The 16716-nt window shown below is 40.1% G+C and carries 17 protein-coding genes; 2 read left to right on the top strand and 15 right to left on the bottom strand.

The window, feature by feature from the left end; genetic code table 11:
* Positions 1-4: 4 nt before the first annotated feature.
* The 5 genes from kynA to ACFVSW_RS03320 all read right to left on the bottom strand — a co-directional run bounded on the left by kynA (position 5) and on the right by ACFVSW_RS03320 (position 5644).
* Entirely contained in the window at positions 5-859 is an 855-nt protein-coding gene (gene kynA / locus ACFVSW_RS03300) for a tryptophan 2,3-dioxygenase (protein ID WP_387312136.1), read from the bottom strand.
* A 29-nt stretch (positions 860-888) separates the two neighbouring features.
* Positions 889-3018 (bottom strand): CocE/NonD family hydrolase, encoded by a 2130-nt coding sequence (locus ACFVSW_RS03305; RefSeq protein WP_387312139.1) that lies wholly within the window; start codon positions 3016-3018, stop codon positions 889-891.
* A 28-nt stretch (positions 3019-3046) separates the two neighbouring features.
* The gene (locus ACFVSW_RS03310) at positions 3047-4210 is read right to left on the bottom strand and encodes a dipeptidase (protein ID WP_387312141.1); all 1164 of its coding nucleotides are present in this window, start codon (positions 4208-4210) and stop codon (positions 3047-3049) included.
* 13 nt (positions 4211-4223) lie between these two features.
* Positions 4224-5198, bottom strand: a complete 975-nt coding sequence (locus ACFVSW_RS03315) for an ornithine cyclodeaminase family protein (protein ID WP_387312144.1) — start codon at positions 5196-5198, stop codon at positions 4224-4226.
* 251 nt (positions 5199-5449) lie between these two features.
* The gene (locus ACFVSW_RS03320) at positions 5450-5644 is read right to left on the bottom strand and encodes an IDEAL domain-containing protein (RefSeq protein ID WP_024031079.1); all 195 of its coding nucleotides are present in this window, start codon (positions 5642-5644) and stop codon (positions 5450-5452) included.
* A gap of 208 nt (positions 5645-5852) precedes the next feature.
* On the opposite strand from ACFVSW_RS03320, the gene ACFVSW_RS03325 reads away from it, so the two are divergent.
* Complete coding sequence (locus tag ACFVSW_RS03325) at positions 5853-6698, top strand: alpha/beta fold hydrolase (RefSeq protein WP_024031078.1); 846 nt, start codon at positions 5853-5855, stop codon at positions 6696-6698.
* Positions 6699-6779: 81 nt separating this feature from the next.
* On the opposite strand, the gene ACFVSW_RS03330 is transcribed toward ACFVSW_RS03325, so the two are convergent.
* The 4 genes from ACFVSW_RS03330 to ACFVSW_RS03345 form a co-directional block, all read right to left on the bottom strand.
* The gene (locus ACFVSW_RS03330; protein ID WP_387312147.1) at positions 6780-7379 is read right to left on the bottom strand and encodes a response regulator; all 600 of its coding nucleotides are present in this window, start codon (positions 7377-7379) and stop codon (positions 6780-6782) included.
* Between the two features lie 2 nt (positions 7380-7381).
* Entirely contained in the window at positions 7382-8512 is a 1131-nt protein-coding gene (locus ACFVSW_RS03335) for a sensor histidine kinase (RefSeq protein WP_387312150.1), read from the bottom strand.
* 270 nt (positions 8513-8782) lie between these two features.
* Positions 8783-9409 carry a hypothetical protein gene (locus ACFVSW_RS03340; protein WP_387312153.1) on the bottom strand — a complete coding sequence of 209 codons (627 nt, stop codon included), beginning with the start codon at positions 9407-9409 and terminating at the stop codon, positions 8783-8785.
* Positions 9410-9427: 18 nt separating this feature from the next.
* Positions 9428-9607 carry a hypothetical protein gene (locus ACFVSW_RS03345; protein WP_387312156.1) on the bottom strand — a complete coding sequence of 60 codons (180 nt, stop codon included), beginning with the start codon at positions 9605-9607 and terminating at the stop codon, positions 9428-9430.
* Between the two features lie 312 nt (positions 9608-9919).
* Here ACFVSW_RS03345 and ACFVSW_RS03350 point away from each other — a divergent pair, with 312 nt between their 5' ends.
* A complete protein-coding gene (locus tag ACFVSW_RS03350; protein ID WP_387312158.1) occupies positions 9920-10723 on the top strand; it encodes an alpha/beta fold hydrolase in 804 nt (267 codons plus the stop codon).
* A 94-nt stretch (positions 10724-10817) separates the two neighbouring features.
* Here the strand turns inward: ACFVSW_RS03350 and ACFVSW_RS03355 are convergent, their stop codons facing one another.
* From ACFVSW_RS03355 to yknW, 6 genes are all read right to left on the bottom strand, one after another.
* Positions 10818-11441 (bottom strand): YitT family protein, encoded by a 624-nt coding sequence (locus ACFVSW_RS03355; protein WP_387312161.1) that lies wholly within the window; start codon positions 11439-11441, stop codon positions 10818-10820.
* Between the two features lie 75 nt (positions 11442-11516).
* Positions 11517-12686, bottom strand: a complete 1170-nt coding sequence (trpB, locus tag ACFVSW_RS03360; protein ID WP_387312164.1) for a tryptophan synthase subunit beta — start codon at positions 12684-12686, stop codon at positions 11517-11519.
* 177 nt (positions 12687-12863) lie between these two features.
* Positions 12864-14057: an ABC transporter permease gene (locus ACFVSW_RS03365; RefSeq protein WP_387312167.1), complete on the bottom strand. Its 1194-nt coding sequence runs from the start codon at positions 14055-14057 to the stop codon at positions 12864-12866.
* On the bottom strand, positions 14054-14746 hold the full coding sequence (locus ACFVSW_RS03370) for an ABC transporter ATP-binding protein (protein WP_387312170.1): 693 nt from the start codon (positions 14744-14746) through the stop codon (positions 14054-14056). Before ACFVSW_RS03370 ends, ACFVSW_RS03365 begins: the two co-directional genes overlap by 4 nt.
* A complete protein-coding gene (locus tag ACFVSW_RS03375; RefSeq protein ID WP_387312173.1) occupies positions 14743-15870 on the bottom strand; it encodes an efflux RND transporter periplasmic adaptor subunit in 1128 nt (375 codons plus the stop codon). Before ACFVSW_RS03375 ends, ACFVSW_RS03370 begins: the two co-directional genes overlap by 4 nt.
* The gene (gene yknW / locus ACFVSW_RS03380) at positions 15870-16541 is read right to left on the bottom strand and encodes a YknW family membrane protein (RefSeq protein ID WP_387312176.1); all 672 of its coding nucleotides are present in this window, start codon (positions 16539-16541) and stop codon (positions 15870-15872) included. Before yknW ends, ACFVSW_RS03375 begins: the two co-directional genes overlap by 1 nt.
* Positions 16542-16716 lie beyond the last annotated feature (175 nt).

Genomic DNA, 16716 nt, shown 5'->3' on the forward strand with positions numbered 1-16716 from the left:
GTATTCATAATTCCGTCCGGATATCCCATAATTCCGAGAAGAACCGATGTTCAAGTACCTTTTTCAAATAATTTACTCCGGATGATCCGCCAGTTCCCGGCTTGAATCCGATAATGCGCTCAACCGTCTTCATATGGCGAAAACGCCATTGCTGTAAACAGTCTTCAATGTCCACGAGCTTTTCAGCTAATTGATACAAATCCCAATATTGATCTACATTCTTGTAAACTTCAAGCCACGCCTTTTTAACAGATGCATCGTTCTTGTAGGGAATAGAGTAGTCTCGATTAAGGACCTCTGGATTAATATCGAATCCTGCTTTTGCGAGCGCTTTAATGGATACATCATAAATACTTGGAGCATGAAAGGCTTTTTCTAATTGACTGTGAAGACCAGGATCCTTTTTATATATCTTTAAAATATGGCTTGTTTTATAGCCAAGGGCAAATTCAATCATTCGATATTGATAGGATTGAAAACCAGAAGCCTGACCCAAGGAATCCCTAAATTCCATATATTCCGCTGGTGTCAGCGTGGAAAGGACATCCCAGGCAGATATGATTTGGGATTGAATTTTGGATACTCGTGCTAATTGCTTAAAAGCAGTTGATAATTCATCCCGTTGAATACACTCGATTGCTGAATGTACCTCATGGAGAATCAGCTTCATCCAGAGTTCACTTACCTGGTGAATAATAATAAAAAGCAGTTCATCATGATGATCCGATAATCTTACCTGACTAGACAAAATTTTATCTAAGGATAAATATTCACCGTAGGTCATCTTGTTTAAAAAATCGGTATGAATATTTTTTTCAGCGTCAGCTGCAAATTCCTTATTACCCTTCTTTTCATCCAAGTCTTTTCACCCCTTAAATGATATTGCTCTTAAAACGCACCATATAGAACAGGTAAGTTTATATGACTTTGGTACCTTTCATTATGGAAAATAGATTGCTTAACGATCATTGTTTCAGAATCTTCATATGGATTCTTTCCTGTATTGGTATTCGGAAAAGCCACAAACTTACTAGAAGAGGTAATTGAAAACCGAATTCTACGACCTTTTTTAAAAGTATGAGCAATGTTTTGCAGAAAAATGTTGTATTTCTCAATCTTCCCTGGAGTTAGCAGTTCAGGAGCATCGTAGCCATTCCGGTATTTTGCCCTGACAATATAATCTGAAAGGCGAATCGAATTTCCGGCTTCATCAACCTCACTCAAGGTCACAACCCAATCCGTATCCATCCCCGTACTTGAAGCATAAATTTCAGCAGATAGTTCCCCGGCAACCGCCACGTCTCCCTCAAAAACCTCGCTTGTATAAACAAGAATATCATTTCTAAGTTCAAATTTATTGAGAATTTCCGGCTCTCTTTCTCCGCTAAATTCAAACGGGTTATTGGGATTATAAATAAATGAATCTTCTGGTGAAGCGGCTGGCGGCGAAGTACGTAACACACCATCGCCATAACTGGAATTCGCATGTCCATTACTAGCTAAATAAAATTTGGTTACAACTGCCTCTTCAGGTGTCCAATTGTTGGACGTCTTCCATTCATTATCGCCAACAACATAGTAGGTTGCTCTAGGTTCGTTATCAATCCCATTTTCAATCCCTTTTAAAAAGCGATCAAACCATCTAAGCACCATGACATCATAATCATAAACAACGGCATCATTGCTAAAACTAGCACCTTGATAATCCCTCGCCCTGTTTGGATTATGCTCCCAAGGTCCGAGCCAGATTTTTCGATTTGCTACATCGTGTTCGGTTAACATTCTCCATGTTTCAGATACGCCCGGGCTATCGCCATCATACCAGCCAGAAATAACAAACATAGGAACTTTTACTTGGTCACCTCGTTTGGAAAACGTACAATTCTCCCAAAACTCGTCATACTCAGGGTGTTCACTCCAAATATCCCACGGACCAGAATTTTTCCCGATGATTTTTTGTGGAATTTCCTTTATCGGCCTAGCATCGACAGCTTCATCAACACTTACTGTTTGCCCCGCAAATATTTCAAAGTCCGTTCTCGTGCCAACGGATTGCGCCAACGTCCAACTTAACAATGGCCAGGAGCAAACGGTTCCACCTCGTCTTACTGTATCAATGAAGGGTGAACCAACATTTACTTCATTAACAACCGCTTTTAAATTTGGATGACCGCTTGTTGCCGCTGACACAACAACATAGCCCAAATAAGACGCTCCCCACATTCCGACATTTCCATCCGACCACTCTTGTTCGATGATCCAATCGATTGTGTCGCTGCCGTCATCTCGTTCGTGATAAAATGGCACCAATTCCCCCTCCGAATCAGCACGGCCCCTCACATCCTGATTCACTACAGCATAACCATTGTTAACCCATCTCATTAAAGATTCCTTTTTCCCATTCCGGTCATAACACGATCTAATTAGAATGGTTGGTATCTTTTGACCCTTTTCAATCCCCTCGGGCAGATAGACATCTGTCGCTAATTTAATCCCATCTCTCATTGGGATTAAATAGGTCCCGCAATCATTAATTCCATAATCAGCTTTTGATAACAACGGGTCATCGTAGACAACTAGAGGTGTCAGTTTTTCAAACCCTTCTTTTACGATGATTTCCATCCCATTTCGATTTGGACAGACAAAGGCAATGATTTCTCCTTCCACCGTGACGATATCTAACGCTGTACCATTTCTAAATGCCCAAACCTGTGATGTAAGCTGTTTCCCTCCGATAGCGGCTTGATAGGTAAGATGTTTTTTATATAAATCGCCATTTTCAAGGACAACTTCATCTTCTGTCCATTGCTCCTTTATATAATAATTAATATTTTCATTGATTTTTTGAAAAGGAATATTTGCTTTAAGGTTTGCAGCAATAACATCATCCTGCATTTGTGTCCTTTGACGCCGGTCCACTTTCGCATGCATGATGTTTTTTTCAGTGAAGTGAATTTTCCCCTCATACACACCTGCACAATAATAATTAAAAATTATTGTATTTAAATAACTGCTCATGCTTCCAATTCCTCCTGTTTTCCTCGTCTCATCCACAGACTTCTTCAAATACTCTTAACCAATTCCTGCCGATTATTTTTTGGATTTCTGCATCTGAATAGCCTCTAGCAAGTAACCCTCTAGTAAAATTGATAAAGTAGCTGTATTTTTCAAATCCGATAATGCTTTCAGTTGACGGTCCATTCCCCTTTGCAAACCCTAATTTTGGAGCAATGTTTTCCTTGAAGTAGATCAATGACCATGTCACATCACTCATCGGCCAATCTGTGCCAATCCCAACATGATCAACGCCAACCAAGTTAATGATGTAATCAATATGATCTAAAACATGGTTGATTGTCGTTTGATTAGGATCGTCGTGTACAAACCACGGCATCGCGAAGACGCCAATTACCCCACCCGTATTTGCAATCGCCATTATCTCCTCATCGCTTTTACAGCGCATATGATTAAAAATATTTTCAACCCCAGTATGCGAGGCAATCACAGGTTTCTTGGAATACCGGCAAGCGTCAAGAGTCGTTTGTTTTCCACAATGACCCGTGTCAACGATAATCCCGAGCTCGTTAAGCCGTTCGATAAAAGTAATTCCGAAGTTGGTAATCCCGGCATTTGATTTTTCTGCACAACCAGCCCCTATGTAATTTTGTGTATTATATGTTAATTGGAGGACCCTCAACCCAAAGTCATAGAGTGCCTCTAGTAATTCTAAGTTTGTTCCTAACCCATGTGTTTCTTGGGCGGTAATAATACCTGCTTTTAGATTTTGCTGTTTAGCGGCTCTAATGTCAGCAGCGGTTACCGCTTTGCTTAACCAAGCAAATGAATCAAACTGTTGTTGTACTTCGGCCATACTCATAATGATACTTTCAGGACTTGATAAATTTAATTGTCTATTTCCGGCGGTAATTCCTGATTTGTACCATTCATCTTTAAATTCGGGAATCTCATCATTCACAGACATTCTTGAAATCAATTTACTTGACATACCACTATATGTCATCATGTCGTCTTTAAATGGTTCGCAGCGATCCTTTAGGTTGTTTGAAATTTCTTCTCGAATTGCACTTGGTGATAACGGACCTTGAAATAGCATATCGATAATAATCGCGTTTTCATGAAGCAGCCTTGCACGTTCTTCTTCCTCATTTGTTAAGTCAAATTTGAACAATCCTTGTTTACAATCAATCATCATTCATACCGCCTTATATCGAGATTCTCGTTCCTTTATTTAACCTTACAGCCTCTTGGTAAATGAAATTAGCTGCTGCTAAGTCTTCGATTGCCAGCCCGAGCGATTCAAAAATGGTAATACAGTTCTCGGATTTTCGCCCTTCAATCTGTTTGGTTAACAGCTCTCCAATTTCTCCAATCATATGGGTTTGATCAATAACTCCCTCATTTAATGGGATAAGAAAATCTCCTGATTCATTGATGGCTGATTCTAGCCGATCTACATAGAACTTTGATTTTTCCACTAAATCAGTATCTAGTTCTCTATCTTTTGGCTGACAAGCCCCAACCGCATTCACATGTGAACCTTCCTTCACCCAATCTCCCATCAGGATTGGTACTTTTGAGGCGGTTACCGTACAGATGATATCGGCATCATAAACCGCTTCCTTTACTGAATCACAAACTTGAATTGTGACCTTGAATTTTTGAAACATTTCTTTTTGAAACACTATCGCTTTTTCTTTCGTAGGACCCCAAACTTTTACTAGTTTGATAGGCCGAACTAACAACATTGCTTCGAGATGGCTCCTAGCCTGCTCGCCTGTTCCCAAAATACTTAATACCTCAGAATTCTCCCTTGCTAAATAACTGGTGGCAATGGCACTAACCGCTGCCGTTCTTATTGACGTTATTTTCTCCCCATCTACAATCGCTTTTAACTTGCCGTTAGATGAGTTAAAAATTAATACAGCTCCCTGATGTGAAGGCAGCCCATTTTTATTATTTTCCGCATAAACCGTAATAATTTTTGTGCCAACTACTTTTTCTCTCTTCCAATATCCCGGCATTTGCCCTAAAACATTTCCTTGCTCAATCGGGAAAACAGACCGTAATTCTTGTATCGCTTCGTTCATTGTTAAATCTGCCAAAACGGTTTTCAATACATTCATACAGGATTTTATTGTCAATAACTCTTGTACTTCTCTCTTACTAATTACTAACATAAAACTCACTCCTAGCTCGCAGCCAACAAATTATTTATTAGTTCCAGCATTTTTTCTTTTGCATTCATTATATACTTAGTTTTCCGAAAATTGCATTCATTTCAATGATATTGAATCCTGCTATAAATCTTATGAATGCAGAAGTCATAAGAAAACCCGAAAAATAGACATGATTTTCATCGTGTCCATCTTTCGGGTTAATGTTCTTTTCAATACTAGCTTCATTATTAGTAGGTGCAATCGTAACTAATTTAGGAAATTTTCTTTAATTCCTCTGTTAGTTTGAGGAATAGCTCCTTATTTCCGTCTTGTAATGTTTGGTCGATTTCCTTGCGGATTTTTTCCTTTTTGAATTCAAGGAGGGCATTGTTAAGGAACATTTCTGCAACTACAGAATCTTCGTTCTCATCCGAATGTTGTGGTGAATTTAATAATTTCTTTTCCATGGAAATCAACTCCTTAAGCTTTTTTCCATTATACAAGGAGTTTTCTAAAAATTCAAATATTTTATTTTGGAAATTCAAAAAAAATTTGGTAATAGGAACATCATTTTTTCTTTTTCTCTTTTAATATACCAACATTTAAAGTGTAAGGACCTAAAATTAGGGAATATTAAATTCAACTATTTTTGATCCTAGAAGGAGGAAAAAACTGATGGAACAAACTGAATCAATCGGTTATCTGCCGATAAATAACATTAATGTTTATTATGAATTTTATCCTAATCAAACATCTGATAAGACGTTTGTTTTATTGCATGGGTTTCTGTCTTCCACCTTCACATTTCGCCACTTAATTTCACTTTTGAAAAAGGAGTATCAAGTGTTATCTGTTGATCTTCCCCCCTTCGGAAAAAGTGCGAAATGCAATCAATATGTTTACTCTTATAAAAACCTTGCCCAAACTGTCATCAAACTAACTGAATCTTTCGGGTTAAAGAAAATGACCTTTATCGGTCACTCAATGGGTGGTCAAATTGTTTTAAATATTCTTCACATGATGCCTGAGCTCGCTGACAAAGCAATTTTACTTTGCAGCTCCGCATACCTAAAACGGTCAAAATTGCCTTTAATCCTTACCAGTTATATTCCGTATTTCCACCTTTTTGTGAAATACTGGTTTGCTCGAACAGGCGTGAAGAAAAATCTCCAGGACGCCCTCTATAACCACTCCATTATTAATGATGAAATGATTAATGGCTACTTGCAGCCCTTTTTGGAGGATGACATTTTCGTAGCCCTAACTAGAATGATTCGACATCGCGAGGGGGATCTTCCTGCTGAGGTCCTTCAGCAAATCAAAACTCCATGCTTACTATTATGGGGTGATCATGATAATTCGATGCCGCTAAAAGTTGGCGAAAAGCTGAACAAGGACTTGGTTAATTCTGAGCTGATTGTTTTAAAAGAGACTGGCCATGCCCTCCCTGAAGAACGTCCTAACGAGGTGTACGAATATATAAAAAATTTTTTAGGGAATTTTCAAATGGCGGCTGATTAGCATTTGTTCTTTCTGTTTTAAAAAACACTAAGCTTGTCAATCAAATTAACAAGCTTAGTGACTAACCTTTATTTAATAACCTTATTTAAACCAACCCTTTTCTTTCGATTGGGTGATTGCCTCGATGCGATTTTTTACTTCTAGTTTGTCTAAGATGATGGAAATGTAGTTCCGGACGGTTCCAGTTTTGATGCTGAGCTCTTCAGCGATTTCTTTCGTGTTCTTTCCATCAGCGACGAGTTCAAGCACTTCTTTTTCCCTGTCAGTCAACGGATTTTCTTCGCCGTAGACATCATCCATTAGTTCGGGAGCATAAATTCGTCTGCCTGCCATCACACTACGGATGGACCCCGCCAGTTCTTCACTTGGACTATCCTTCAGCAAATAGCCACTTACACCCGCCTTTAGCGCACGTTGAAAATAACCGGTCCGAGCGAAAGTCGTTAAAATAATCACCTTACAGCCAAGACCTTTAAGCTCTTCTGCTGCTTCAAGACCGCTCTTTCCAGGCATTTCAATATCCATGATACAAACATCAGGTTTGAACTTTTTGACAAGTGCTACCGCCTCTTCCCCGTTTGAAGCCTTGCCGACTACATCCATATCCTCTTCCAAATTTAGCAGCGACCCAAAGGCTCCTAAAAGCATTTGCTGATCTTCGGCTATAACGATTTTAATCACTTTCACTCCTCCTCCAAACTCAGCTTAGCGTCATTCGGTACCCTAATAATTAAAGTTGTTCCTTCTTTTGTCAATAGCTCCAGACTGCCATTAATAAATTCCAGCCGTTCTTTCATGCCAATTAACCCGTGACCTTCAGCCAACATTTCCTTTTCTCCTTTAAAGAAACCGTCATCGCATATCGTCAGCACCGTTTCCTTCCATGATTGCTCAATAGAAATAAAACAGGAAGTTGCCCCGCTATGTTTTACCACATTGTTTACGGCCTCTTTCAAACACATACTTAAAATATTTTCGGTTAACAGCGAAACATTTGTCAGCGTGAATTCGCCGTCACTTACAAACTTAATTTGTGCCGCATCAAGCATTTGATTAACACGAAGTATCTCATCCTTCAAGCGAATTCCCCGCATCGAGGACACCATTTTTCGGACTTCGCTTAATGCTGTTCGTGCTGTTTGCTGAACATCCTTCAATTCAATTCGTGCCTGCTCGGGATCTTTCGAAATAAGCCTTCGTGCCAAATCCGACTTCAAGCCAATTAAGGAAAGCTTTTGTCCAAGGGTATCATGAAGGTCTCGGGCAATCCGCTGCCGCTCTTCTGCCTTGACAAGTTCAGAAATTCGTTTATTTGCATCCTCGAGTTTTTCTTCAAGCTGTCCTCTTTCCTTCCGATTGTGAATGCTGAACGGAAGGAGGATGACACTAATCCAAATGATGATAACAAAAGGTAATTGCTGGAGAAATAATTTCTCATGCATGACAATATTATAGTTAATCGAAGCGGATGTACTTATCAAATGAATAAAATATAAGGTAAGAAAGGCAATCCGGTCCTTAATATTTCCAATAAAATAAGCTAGAAAAAAAGCAAAGTAAACATAGCTGAAAAGGCCGGAGGCAGTAATTGAAATCCCAATCAAGATCAGCGTCCATAAATAAACTGGCCAGCCTTTTGAAATAAATGCAATCCGGTAAAGGATAAAGAATACAAGTGTAAGTAAAATCCCAACAATGATTTGAATCGTCGAGGGGGATTGGAAAATAAAGTAAAACGGCAAGATGCAAAGAATCGTCCAAATATATGGAGCAATCCCATTGTTTTTTTGGAAGGCCAGATACCTTTTGATCATCAACGAAACCTCTTTTTCAGATAAAATGATGCAGTTTGCGGGAGCACCGCCCCTATTCCATAGAAACCTTTATTTTTCTATCATACATTAAATTACTATAGTTTTTCGCCAATACGCTTTTTTTACTATTAACTTTCTTACTTTAATAACAAATTTACTCTTTCCAACTTCCTATACTATATGTAATTTACATTTAATTATTTTTTAGCTGATTTGACCTGCTTGAAACCCATTGATCGATAATTTTATCCGACATCTGCCTTCACCTCATTATGATTTTTTTACTTCTGTTACACTTTTCATGTATTTTTGAAATGGCAGCATCGCTGTTTTCACTTGCTTTGAAAATAAATTCAAAAACAATTTTTGATTTTCGTAAAGTACATTCGTCGTTTTCTTGACACTGTTTACATAATTCTCTCTGCCCTTTTTTCTTAAAGAAATATATTGGTCGACTGCTGCCAAATACTTATCCAGGGCTTCAATTTGACCAATGGTTACCTTACTAATAGGAGTTACTAATAGAGATGCAGTGTTATTTTGGATATCTTCCACTACTTGATTGATTTCTTCATACGATTTAATAGGAAAAAAATGCTGCAGTGTCGTGGTTGTCGCTAATAATTCCTCCCGGGCAGCTTGTTCCCAATTCTTTAGTTCCATCGTAAATTGCCCAGCAATCGTAAGGATACTTTCTTGATTTTGTTTAATTCTATCGACATAGCTCTTTGCTGCTTCTAGGAAAATTTCATCCCGCTTGTTATAACGCGCTGCCCATGCATCTAATTCATCAAATCCCAGTTTCCAAATAAGGTCAAGACTTGAAAGCTGTTTTTCTTCAATTATCTCAGATTCTTGCTTTTCACCTTCTACTTCTAGTACCTTTTTTTCAGTCATTGTAAATCTCCTCCATCATTAGATTCTTAATGAAATAATTGCTTTAATGTGAATCCTAACTCGTTTCAAATGCAGCTCAAGTGCCTTCCCAAAAGCCAACAAAAAGCTTCGACAGTTTGTAGGGGCATGGATTCTTTTATTGATTTCCGTTTCAAGTTCTTTATAGTAGGTTACTGAATCATCGCGCATGAAATCCATACAACCTCCTCTTAACTGACTGGTTGGTACGTTCATCAAAACACAATAACTGGAAGCCATCAAGACCATTACATCGAAATTCAGAAAAGTTTCAAAAATGGTAATAATGAGTGGGTGTCAGGCACCACAAAAAGACATTTGTCCGCGTGGGGTGGACACTAGAGGTATTTCATTACATTTGATTTCGCAACTTTTTGAGAAAGCATACAAAGGTCTGTTAGGGGTTAGGCGCAATCCCCTTCCCTTCTTTGTTCTTTGTGCATGCACACCATCATATAATCTACTATTATCAGATGAAAAGGAGTGTCTTACATGCCATCTACCAATGCAAATGGTATTGATCTTTATTATGAGGTTCACGGGGAGGGGGAACCGCTATTATTAATTATGGGTTTGTCGCTCAATTCAAATTCATGGTTCAGAACTCTGCCTGCTCTCAGTGAACAATACAAAGTAATTATTTTTGATAACCGGGGAGTAGGCTTAAGCGGTAAACCAAATACCCCATACTCGATTGAGCTTATGACGGAAGATGCCCGGGCCGTCTTAGATGCTGCTGGGGTTGAATCAGCCCATGTATATGGTATTTCCATGGGCGGCATGATTGCCCAAAGGTTGGCACTTAAATATCCTGAAAGGGTCCGTACCCTAATCCTGGGCTGTACAACCTCCGGCGGTGAGAATCATGTCCAACCAGCTGCTGATGTCTCAATGCTCATGCTCTCAAGAGCCTCTTCTATCGCAACACCGGAAGAAATGGCCTGGGCGACTGCACCAATCCTTTATAGCCAAGCTTTTATAGAAAATCAACGTGAATTAGTGGCCGAGGATATTCAAAAACGAATTGAGATGCCAATTCTTCCATACGCCTACATGCTCCAGCTTCAAGCATGCTTAGCCCATGATACCTATAATGAGATTGAACAGATTAAGGTTTCGACTCTTGTCATTCATGGTGATGAAGATAAACTTGTACCTTATGAAAATGGGGTGATCTTAGCAGAGAAAATTCCAAATGCTGAATTTATGACCATCCAAGGTGCTGGTCACATTTATGTAACGGAAGCAAATGATATAGTGAATATTAGAGTGCTGGAATTTTTAAAAAATCAATAACTTTTGAAAAAATACCCATCTAGACCGAGACTCAAGTTTTGAAAAGGAAAAAAGAACCTTGGATACCGTGTTATCCAAGGTTCTTTGCATACAATCACAAATGCGACTGAATGGAAAAATCAATCGTTTTATATGCTACTATAAAAGTTGCCAATGAGTAGACGGCCTCATTTAAACCAAATATGAAAATCGAGCTTCCAAAAATAAAGATATTAAATAATAGTACATATTGTCCAATGGAAAAAGGAGAACGTTTACTAAACAGGATTGCTAAAACCTCAGTCCCATCTAAACAGCCCCCAAATCGAATCGTTATTCCTACCCCTAAACCTAAAGCAATGCCGCCGAGGATTATCACTAAAATTGGATTATTTGTTAAAACAGGAAAGGGTTCTAATAGATACGTTTCCAGCGATAAGACAAGAATGGCGAAAACGCTTAGGATTAGGAACCTTCTCCCTAAGAAAGAATAGGCGATTAAAAAAAACGGAGTATTCAAGAGTAAAAGAAACAGGCCCACTTCCTGACTAGTAACATGAGAAAGAATTATGCTGATCCCGATAATTCCCCCATCGATGACAAAGTTTTTCACCAAAAATAGCTGCAGGGACAAAGCGACAAGCGAGGAGCCGCAAAAAACAAAACAACCTCGCTTATAAAAAGACATATCACTTGTTCTACTATAATCAATATAGTATTTTATTTTTCTCCTATACATTCCTGTCCCCTTTAGCGCCACTTTACAATTTATGGGTTTTAGTGCCTGACACCCATAGTTTTAAAACGCCATGGTCTACTTCTCCTTTAACATATGAAACACTTGCTCGACGTCTTTATCGCCGCGGCCTGATAGGTTTACAATTAGCACATCATCCGCTGCTAGTTCTTTTGCCAGCTTCATTGCGTAGGCAACGGCGTGGGAGCTCTCTAACGCAGGGATGATGCCCTCTGTTTTACTTAATAGTTGAAACGCCTCCAATGCTTCTTGTCCGGTAATTGTCACATACTCCGCTCTTCCGCTTGTTTTCAAGTAGCTGTGCTCCGGTCCTACACCAGGATAATCCAACCCGGCAGCAATCGAATAAGTTGGTTTAGGTTCACCAGCCTCATCCAACAATGTTAAACATTTAAACCCATGGATAACTGCGGGAACACCTTCTGTCAATGTGGGTGCTTCTGCCGGTTCCACCCCAATTAAGCGAACATTTTTTTCATCAATATAGTGAGCAAACGCACCGATAGCATTACTGCCGCCGCCCGCACAGGCGATTACTGCAGTGGGCAGCTTTCCTTCTTTTTCAAGCACTTGGCGTTTGGATTCTTTACTAATGATTGCTTGAAAATGCTTAACCATTGTTGGATATGGATGCGGACCAACCGCCGATCCCAGCAGGTAAAACGTATTTTTATAGTTTTGAACCAGATCACCTAATGCTTCATCGACAGCATCCTTTAAGCGGCCCTGCCCTTTTGTGACAGGAACAACCTTGGCCCCTAATAACTCCATTCGAAAGACATTCAGCGCTTGGCGTTCGGTATCCAGTTTGCCCATATAAATAATACATTCCATGCCAAACATCGCACAGGCAGTTGCCGTTGCTACACCGTGCTGACCGGCACCCGTTTCGGCAATGATCCGCTTCACACCCATCCGTTTCGCTAATAATATTTGACCAATTGCATTATTAATTTTATGCGCACCTGTATGGTTTAAATCTTCACGTTTCAAATAAATTTTCGCTCCGCCCATCTGCTTCGCTAAATTTTCAGCAAACGTCAACGGGTTTTCACGGCCAATATATTCTTTCAAATAATATGCAAATTCTTCATTGAACTCCGGGTCGTCTTTATACTTTAAAAACTGACTCTCCAACTCGTCCATTACTTGCTGCAGGTCTGGAGGGATAAAACTGCCGCCAAACTCTCCAAAATAACCTTTACTCTCTACGCTCACTCTTTCCATACTCATCTCGACTCCTTCTAAGCTATCATATTAATTCAGTCAAATCCTAACACAAAATGACTGAATATTAAAATTTATTTTACCACTCTATTCAATTTCTGCAAACTTTTTAGACGAAAATTAAAAGTGTGGCATACTTGCATATGCCACACTCCTTGCTCTTGGATTTTGTTTACGTTATTCGTATCTTAGTGATTCTATCGGATCCAGCTTAGCTGCCTTATTGGCTGGAAGGAGCCCAAATAAGACTCCAATGACCATAGAAAACAAAACGCCTCCTACAATAACCTGCCATGATACCAAGGATGGCCAGCCAGCAAAATAGCTGACAATCGTTGATGTTCCCCAGCCGAGAAAAATTCCGAGAATACCGCCAATTAAGGTTAAGGTCATCGATTCAATTAAAAATTGTGTTAACACCTGCCCGCGAGTTGCCCCAAGTGCCATGCGGATCCCGATTTCCCTTGTCCGCTCCGTCACGGAAACAAGCATAATATTCATGACACCAATCCCGCCAACAAATAAGGAGATCCCGGCAATACTTCCGATTATCAAGGTCATTATTTTGGTAACCTGACCGACTCCTTGGGCGATTTCTTCCATATTAATAACTTGATAAGATTTTTCTGTATTATGCAGATGGTTTAAAAGCTTGGCAGCCTTTTTCCCCGCAACTTGGAGCTGCTCAGCGGAAGCTGCTTGAAGAGTTACTTGAGTAAAGTCACTACTTCCATAAATATTTCTCCATGTTTGGAAAGGAAGATAAACTTCCATCGAGCCAAACGCCAGCAGACCTGTCGGCTTTTCTAACACGCCGATAATTTCAATCGGCTGGTTGGAAACCATGATGACTTTTCCAACAGGATTTTCCTCTTTAAATAACTTCTCCTGCAATTTATTGCTAATAACCCCCGCACGCCGGCCGCCGAGAAAATCAGCAGAAGAAAAGCTTCTTCCCTTTTCCACTTTCAACTGATTCAATTGCAGGTAGGCCTGATTAATTCCCGTTGTCGATACATCGGCGGAATCCGTTTGAAATCGAGCAGCCGATAATTTTGTACTGGAGGCGACAACCCGCTTAATTTCCGGTACTTGTTCAAGGGCTCGGATGTCCTCTTGTTTAAATGGAGCCTGCTGGAAGACATTAGGATTTGACCGTATTTCTTCGTCCGACGGCTGATAAAACATTTCAATTGTATTCCCTGGGCCGGTAATTTGTGACTTTAGCATTGCCTCACCACCCTGCCCGATTGCCACAACGATAATAACGGCACCAACACCAATAATGATCCCCAGCATTGTCAAAATACTGCGCATCTTATGGGCTTTAAGAGAACTTAATGCCATGCCAAGATTTTCGATAAAACTCATCGCAGCCGCCCCCTATCCATCGCTGCAGGGGGCTGGAGCAATCCATCCCTCACCATAATCGTCCGGTTTGCATATTCCGCCACTTCAGACTCATGGGTAACGACGATAATCGTAACGCCTTCGCCATTTAGCTCGCGAAATTGTTCCATGATATCCATACTTGTTTTCGTATCAAGTGCCCCTGTCGGTTCATCTGCTAAAATAAGTTTCGGCTTATTCACAATCGAGCGGGCGATGGCCACCCGCTGCTTCTGTCCGCCAGATAGAGCATTGGGGAGGTGATCCATCCTGTCTCCAAGCCCCACTTTCAATAATGCCTCTTCTGCCCTGGCCTGCCGCTCTTTTTTGGAAATACCAGCATAAATCATCGGCAGTTCAACATTCTTCAACGCTGTAAGTCTTGGCAATAAATGAAACTGTTGAAAAACAAAGCCGATCGATTGATTTCGAACCCGGGCCAATTCCTTATCATGATAATGCGATACATTTTCGCCGCCCAAATAGTACTCTCCCTCAGTTGGTTTGTCCAAACAGCCAATAATATTCATCAGGGTTGATTTCCCGGAGCCTGAAGGACCCATGATGGCAACAAATTCACCTGGCTCAATATCAAGGCTTATACCGTTTAACACGTGCACACTTTCTTTTCCAAGTAGAAATGATTTTGTAATCGAATCTAGCTTAATCATTTAACTGTCACTTCCAGCCCATTCTTAAGGTTGTCTGGCCCATTAACAATCACTTTTTCACCTTTTGCAACCCCCTCCAGGATTTCAATCTTTTCTCCGGAGGTAATACCCGTTTTTACCTTTTGCTTCTGGGCTTTTCCATCCTTTATGATAAATACATAAGGCTTGTCACCATCATCATGCACTGCATCGATTGGCAGCACCAAAGCTGACTTTTTATCTGTTTCAATCTCCATAATTACCTGGAAGCCTGGTTTTAAGGTCTTCGTGTCACCAGATACTTTCACGGTAACAGGGTACTGAACCGCCTGAGTGCCGCTTTGCAAGCCCGCTTGGCTCTGCTCCGGGAGAATCGCAATCTTTGTGATTTCGCCCTGCCATTCCTGCCCCGGTACTGCATCTGATTTTAAAATAACCTTCTGCCCGCTATTCACTTTTAATGTGTCGTATTCAGATAACAGTCCCGATGCTATCATGCCTTCAAGCTTACCAATATGTATAATCGGATCAGCCATTACTCCTGTACTAGAAGCTGAGTCTGGCTTTTTGGCAGCCAAAATGACACCGTCTATCGTACTCTTAATCTCTAATTCAGCTTGGCGCTTGGCTATCAAATCCTTTTGGAGTCCAGTTTGCTTCAAATCCAAATTGGCTAATTTCTTTTCCATTTCCAGTTGTTCGAGTTCCGGGGCAAGCTGTTTCTTCGCTTCGTCTTTTCCAACCTGGTCAGCCAGCGTCTTTTCTTTGTCCTTTAGCTGCTTTATTTTCTTATAGATTTGATTAATCTTCAAATTAGCTGATTCAATCGCGATTTTATTTTGCTCGATTTCTAATTCCAGCTGAGGATTTTGCAGCTTAGCCAAAACGGTCCCTTTCTTCACTGTCTGCCCCTCTTCGACCAGCAGTTCCTTCAGCTCCCCTTTGTCCGGTGCGGCATAAACGATTTGTTCCTCTTGCAGTTTTACTGTACCTGGTACCATCAACAATGAGGATATTTCCTCCTGCTGTATTTCTGTTGTTTTAACCGAAGGTCCTTTGGCCAAAACCTGCCGGTATACACTGACAGAAATCATGATGATGACCAAGCTGATAACACCAACCGCAATCCATGTTTTCTTTTTCATTATAATTTTGCCGCTCCTTGAAATAGAGTTCCAACCAAGCCAAAGCCAATCCCAATTAAGAAGAAGGCAATCGCAATTGTCCAGGCCAGCCCTTTAGAAAATTGGGCTGTTTTATGAAGCCCAAGTGCTGTCAAGATAACACCCCATATTCCAAACACCTCAATGAAACTTAAGACGCTTACTTTATCTTGATTCAGTAACCCTGCTAAGCTAGTAATATTTATTTGAGGGTCACCGCCGATTACAAACCTAACCGACATATTGATAATCAGTCCCACTGCGGCAATAATCGTAATATAGGTATTCATGGAAAATAACTGTTTAAAGGAAACAGCGGAATTGGCAATTTTCGCAATGATTAAATGAATAGCACTGCTGATTACAATAGTGATAATTGGGGCGAAGATACCTGTAATCGCGAAAATCACCTTAGTAACAACTAAAAATATTTCTTCCTGTTCTTCCGGCAATCCAGAACCACCCAAAGTTTCCGCGTCCATTGATAATGCCATTAACGTCATTCCGACAGCATAGATGATACTAATAATAATTAGCGACACCCAGATTTTTGGATTTTGCTTGATTCTCTCAAACTGTAAACCCGGACTTGTAAACATGCCCAATAACTTCGGACTCTCTTTCTTCGTGGTCAACTCTGTCTCGATTTCCATCAAAAAACACCCCTATCCATTTATGTAAAAGATTCCTATTAATTATACGGTAATAGTTTCAGAAAGTTTCATTTTTTTCAACGGTGCCTGACACCACTAAAAAAATGATTGACTACCTGGTCACTCAATAATAAAATGATTCAGCGGGAATTAGGGTAAAATAATCCTATTACAC

The organism is Neobacillus sp. NPDC058068 (genome assembly GCF_042885335.1).
GTDB lineage: Bacteria > Bacillota > Bacilli > Bacillales > Cytobacillaceae > Neobacillus.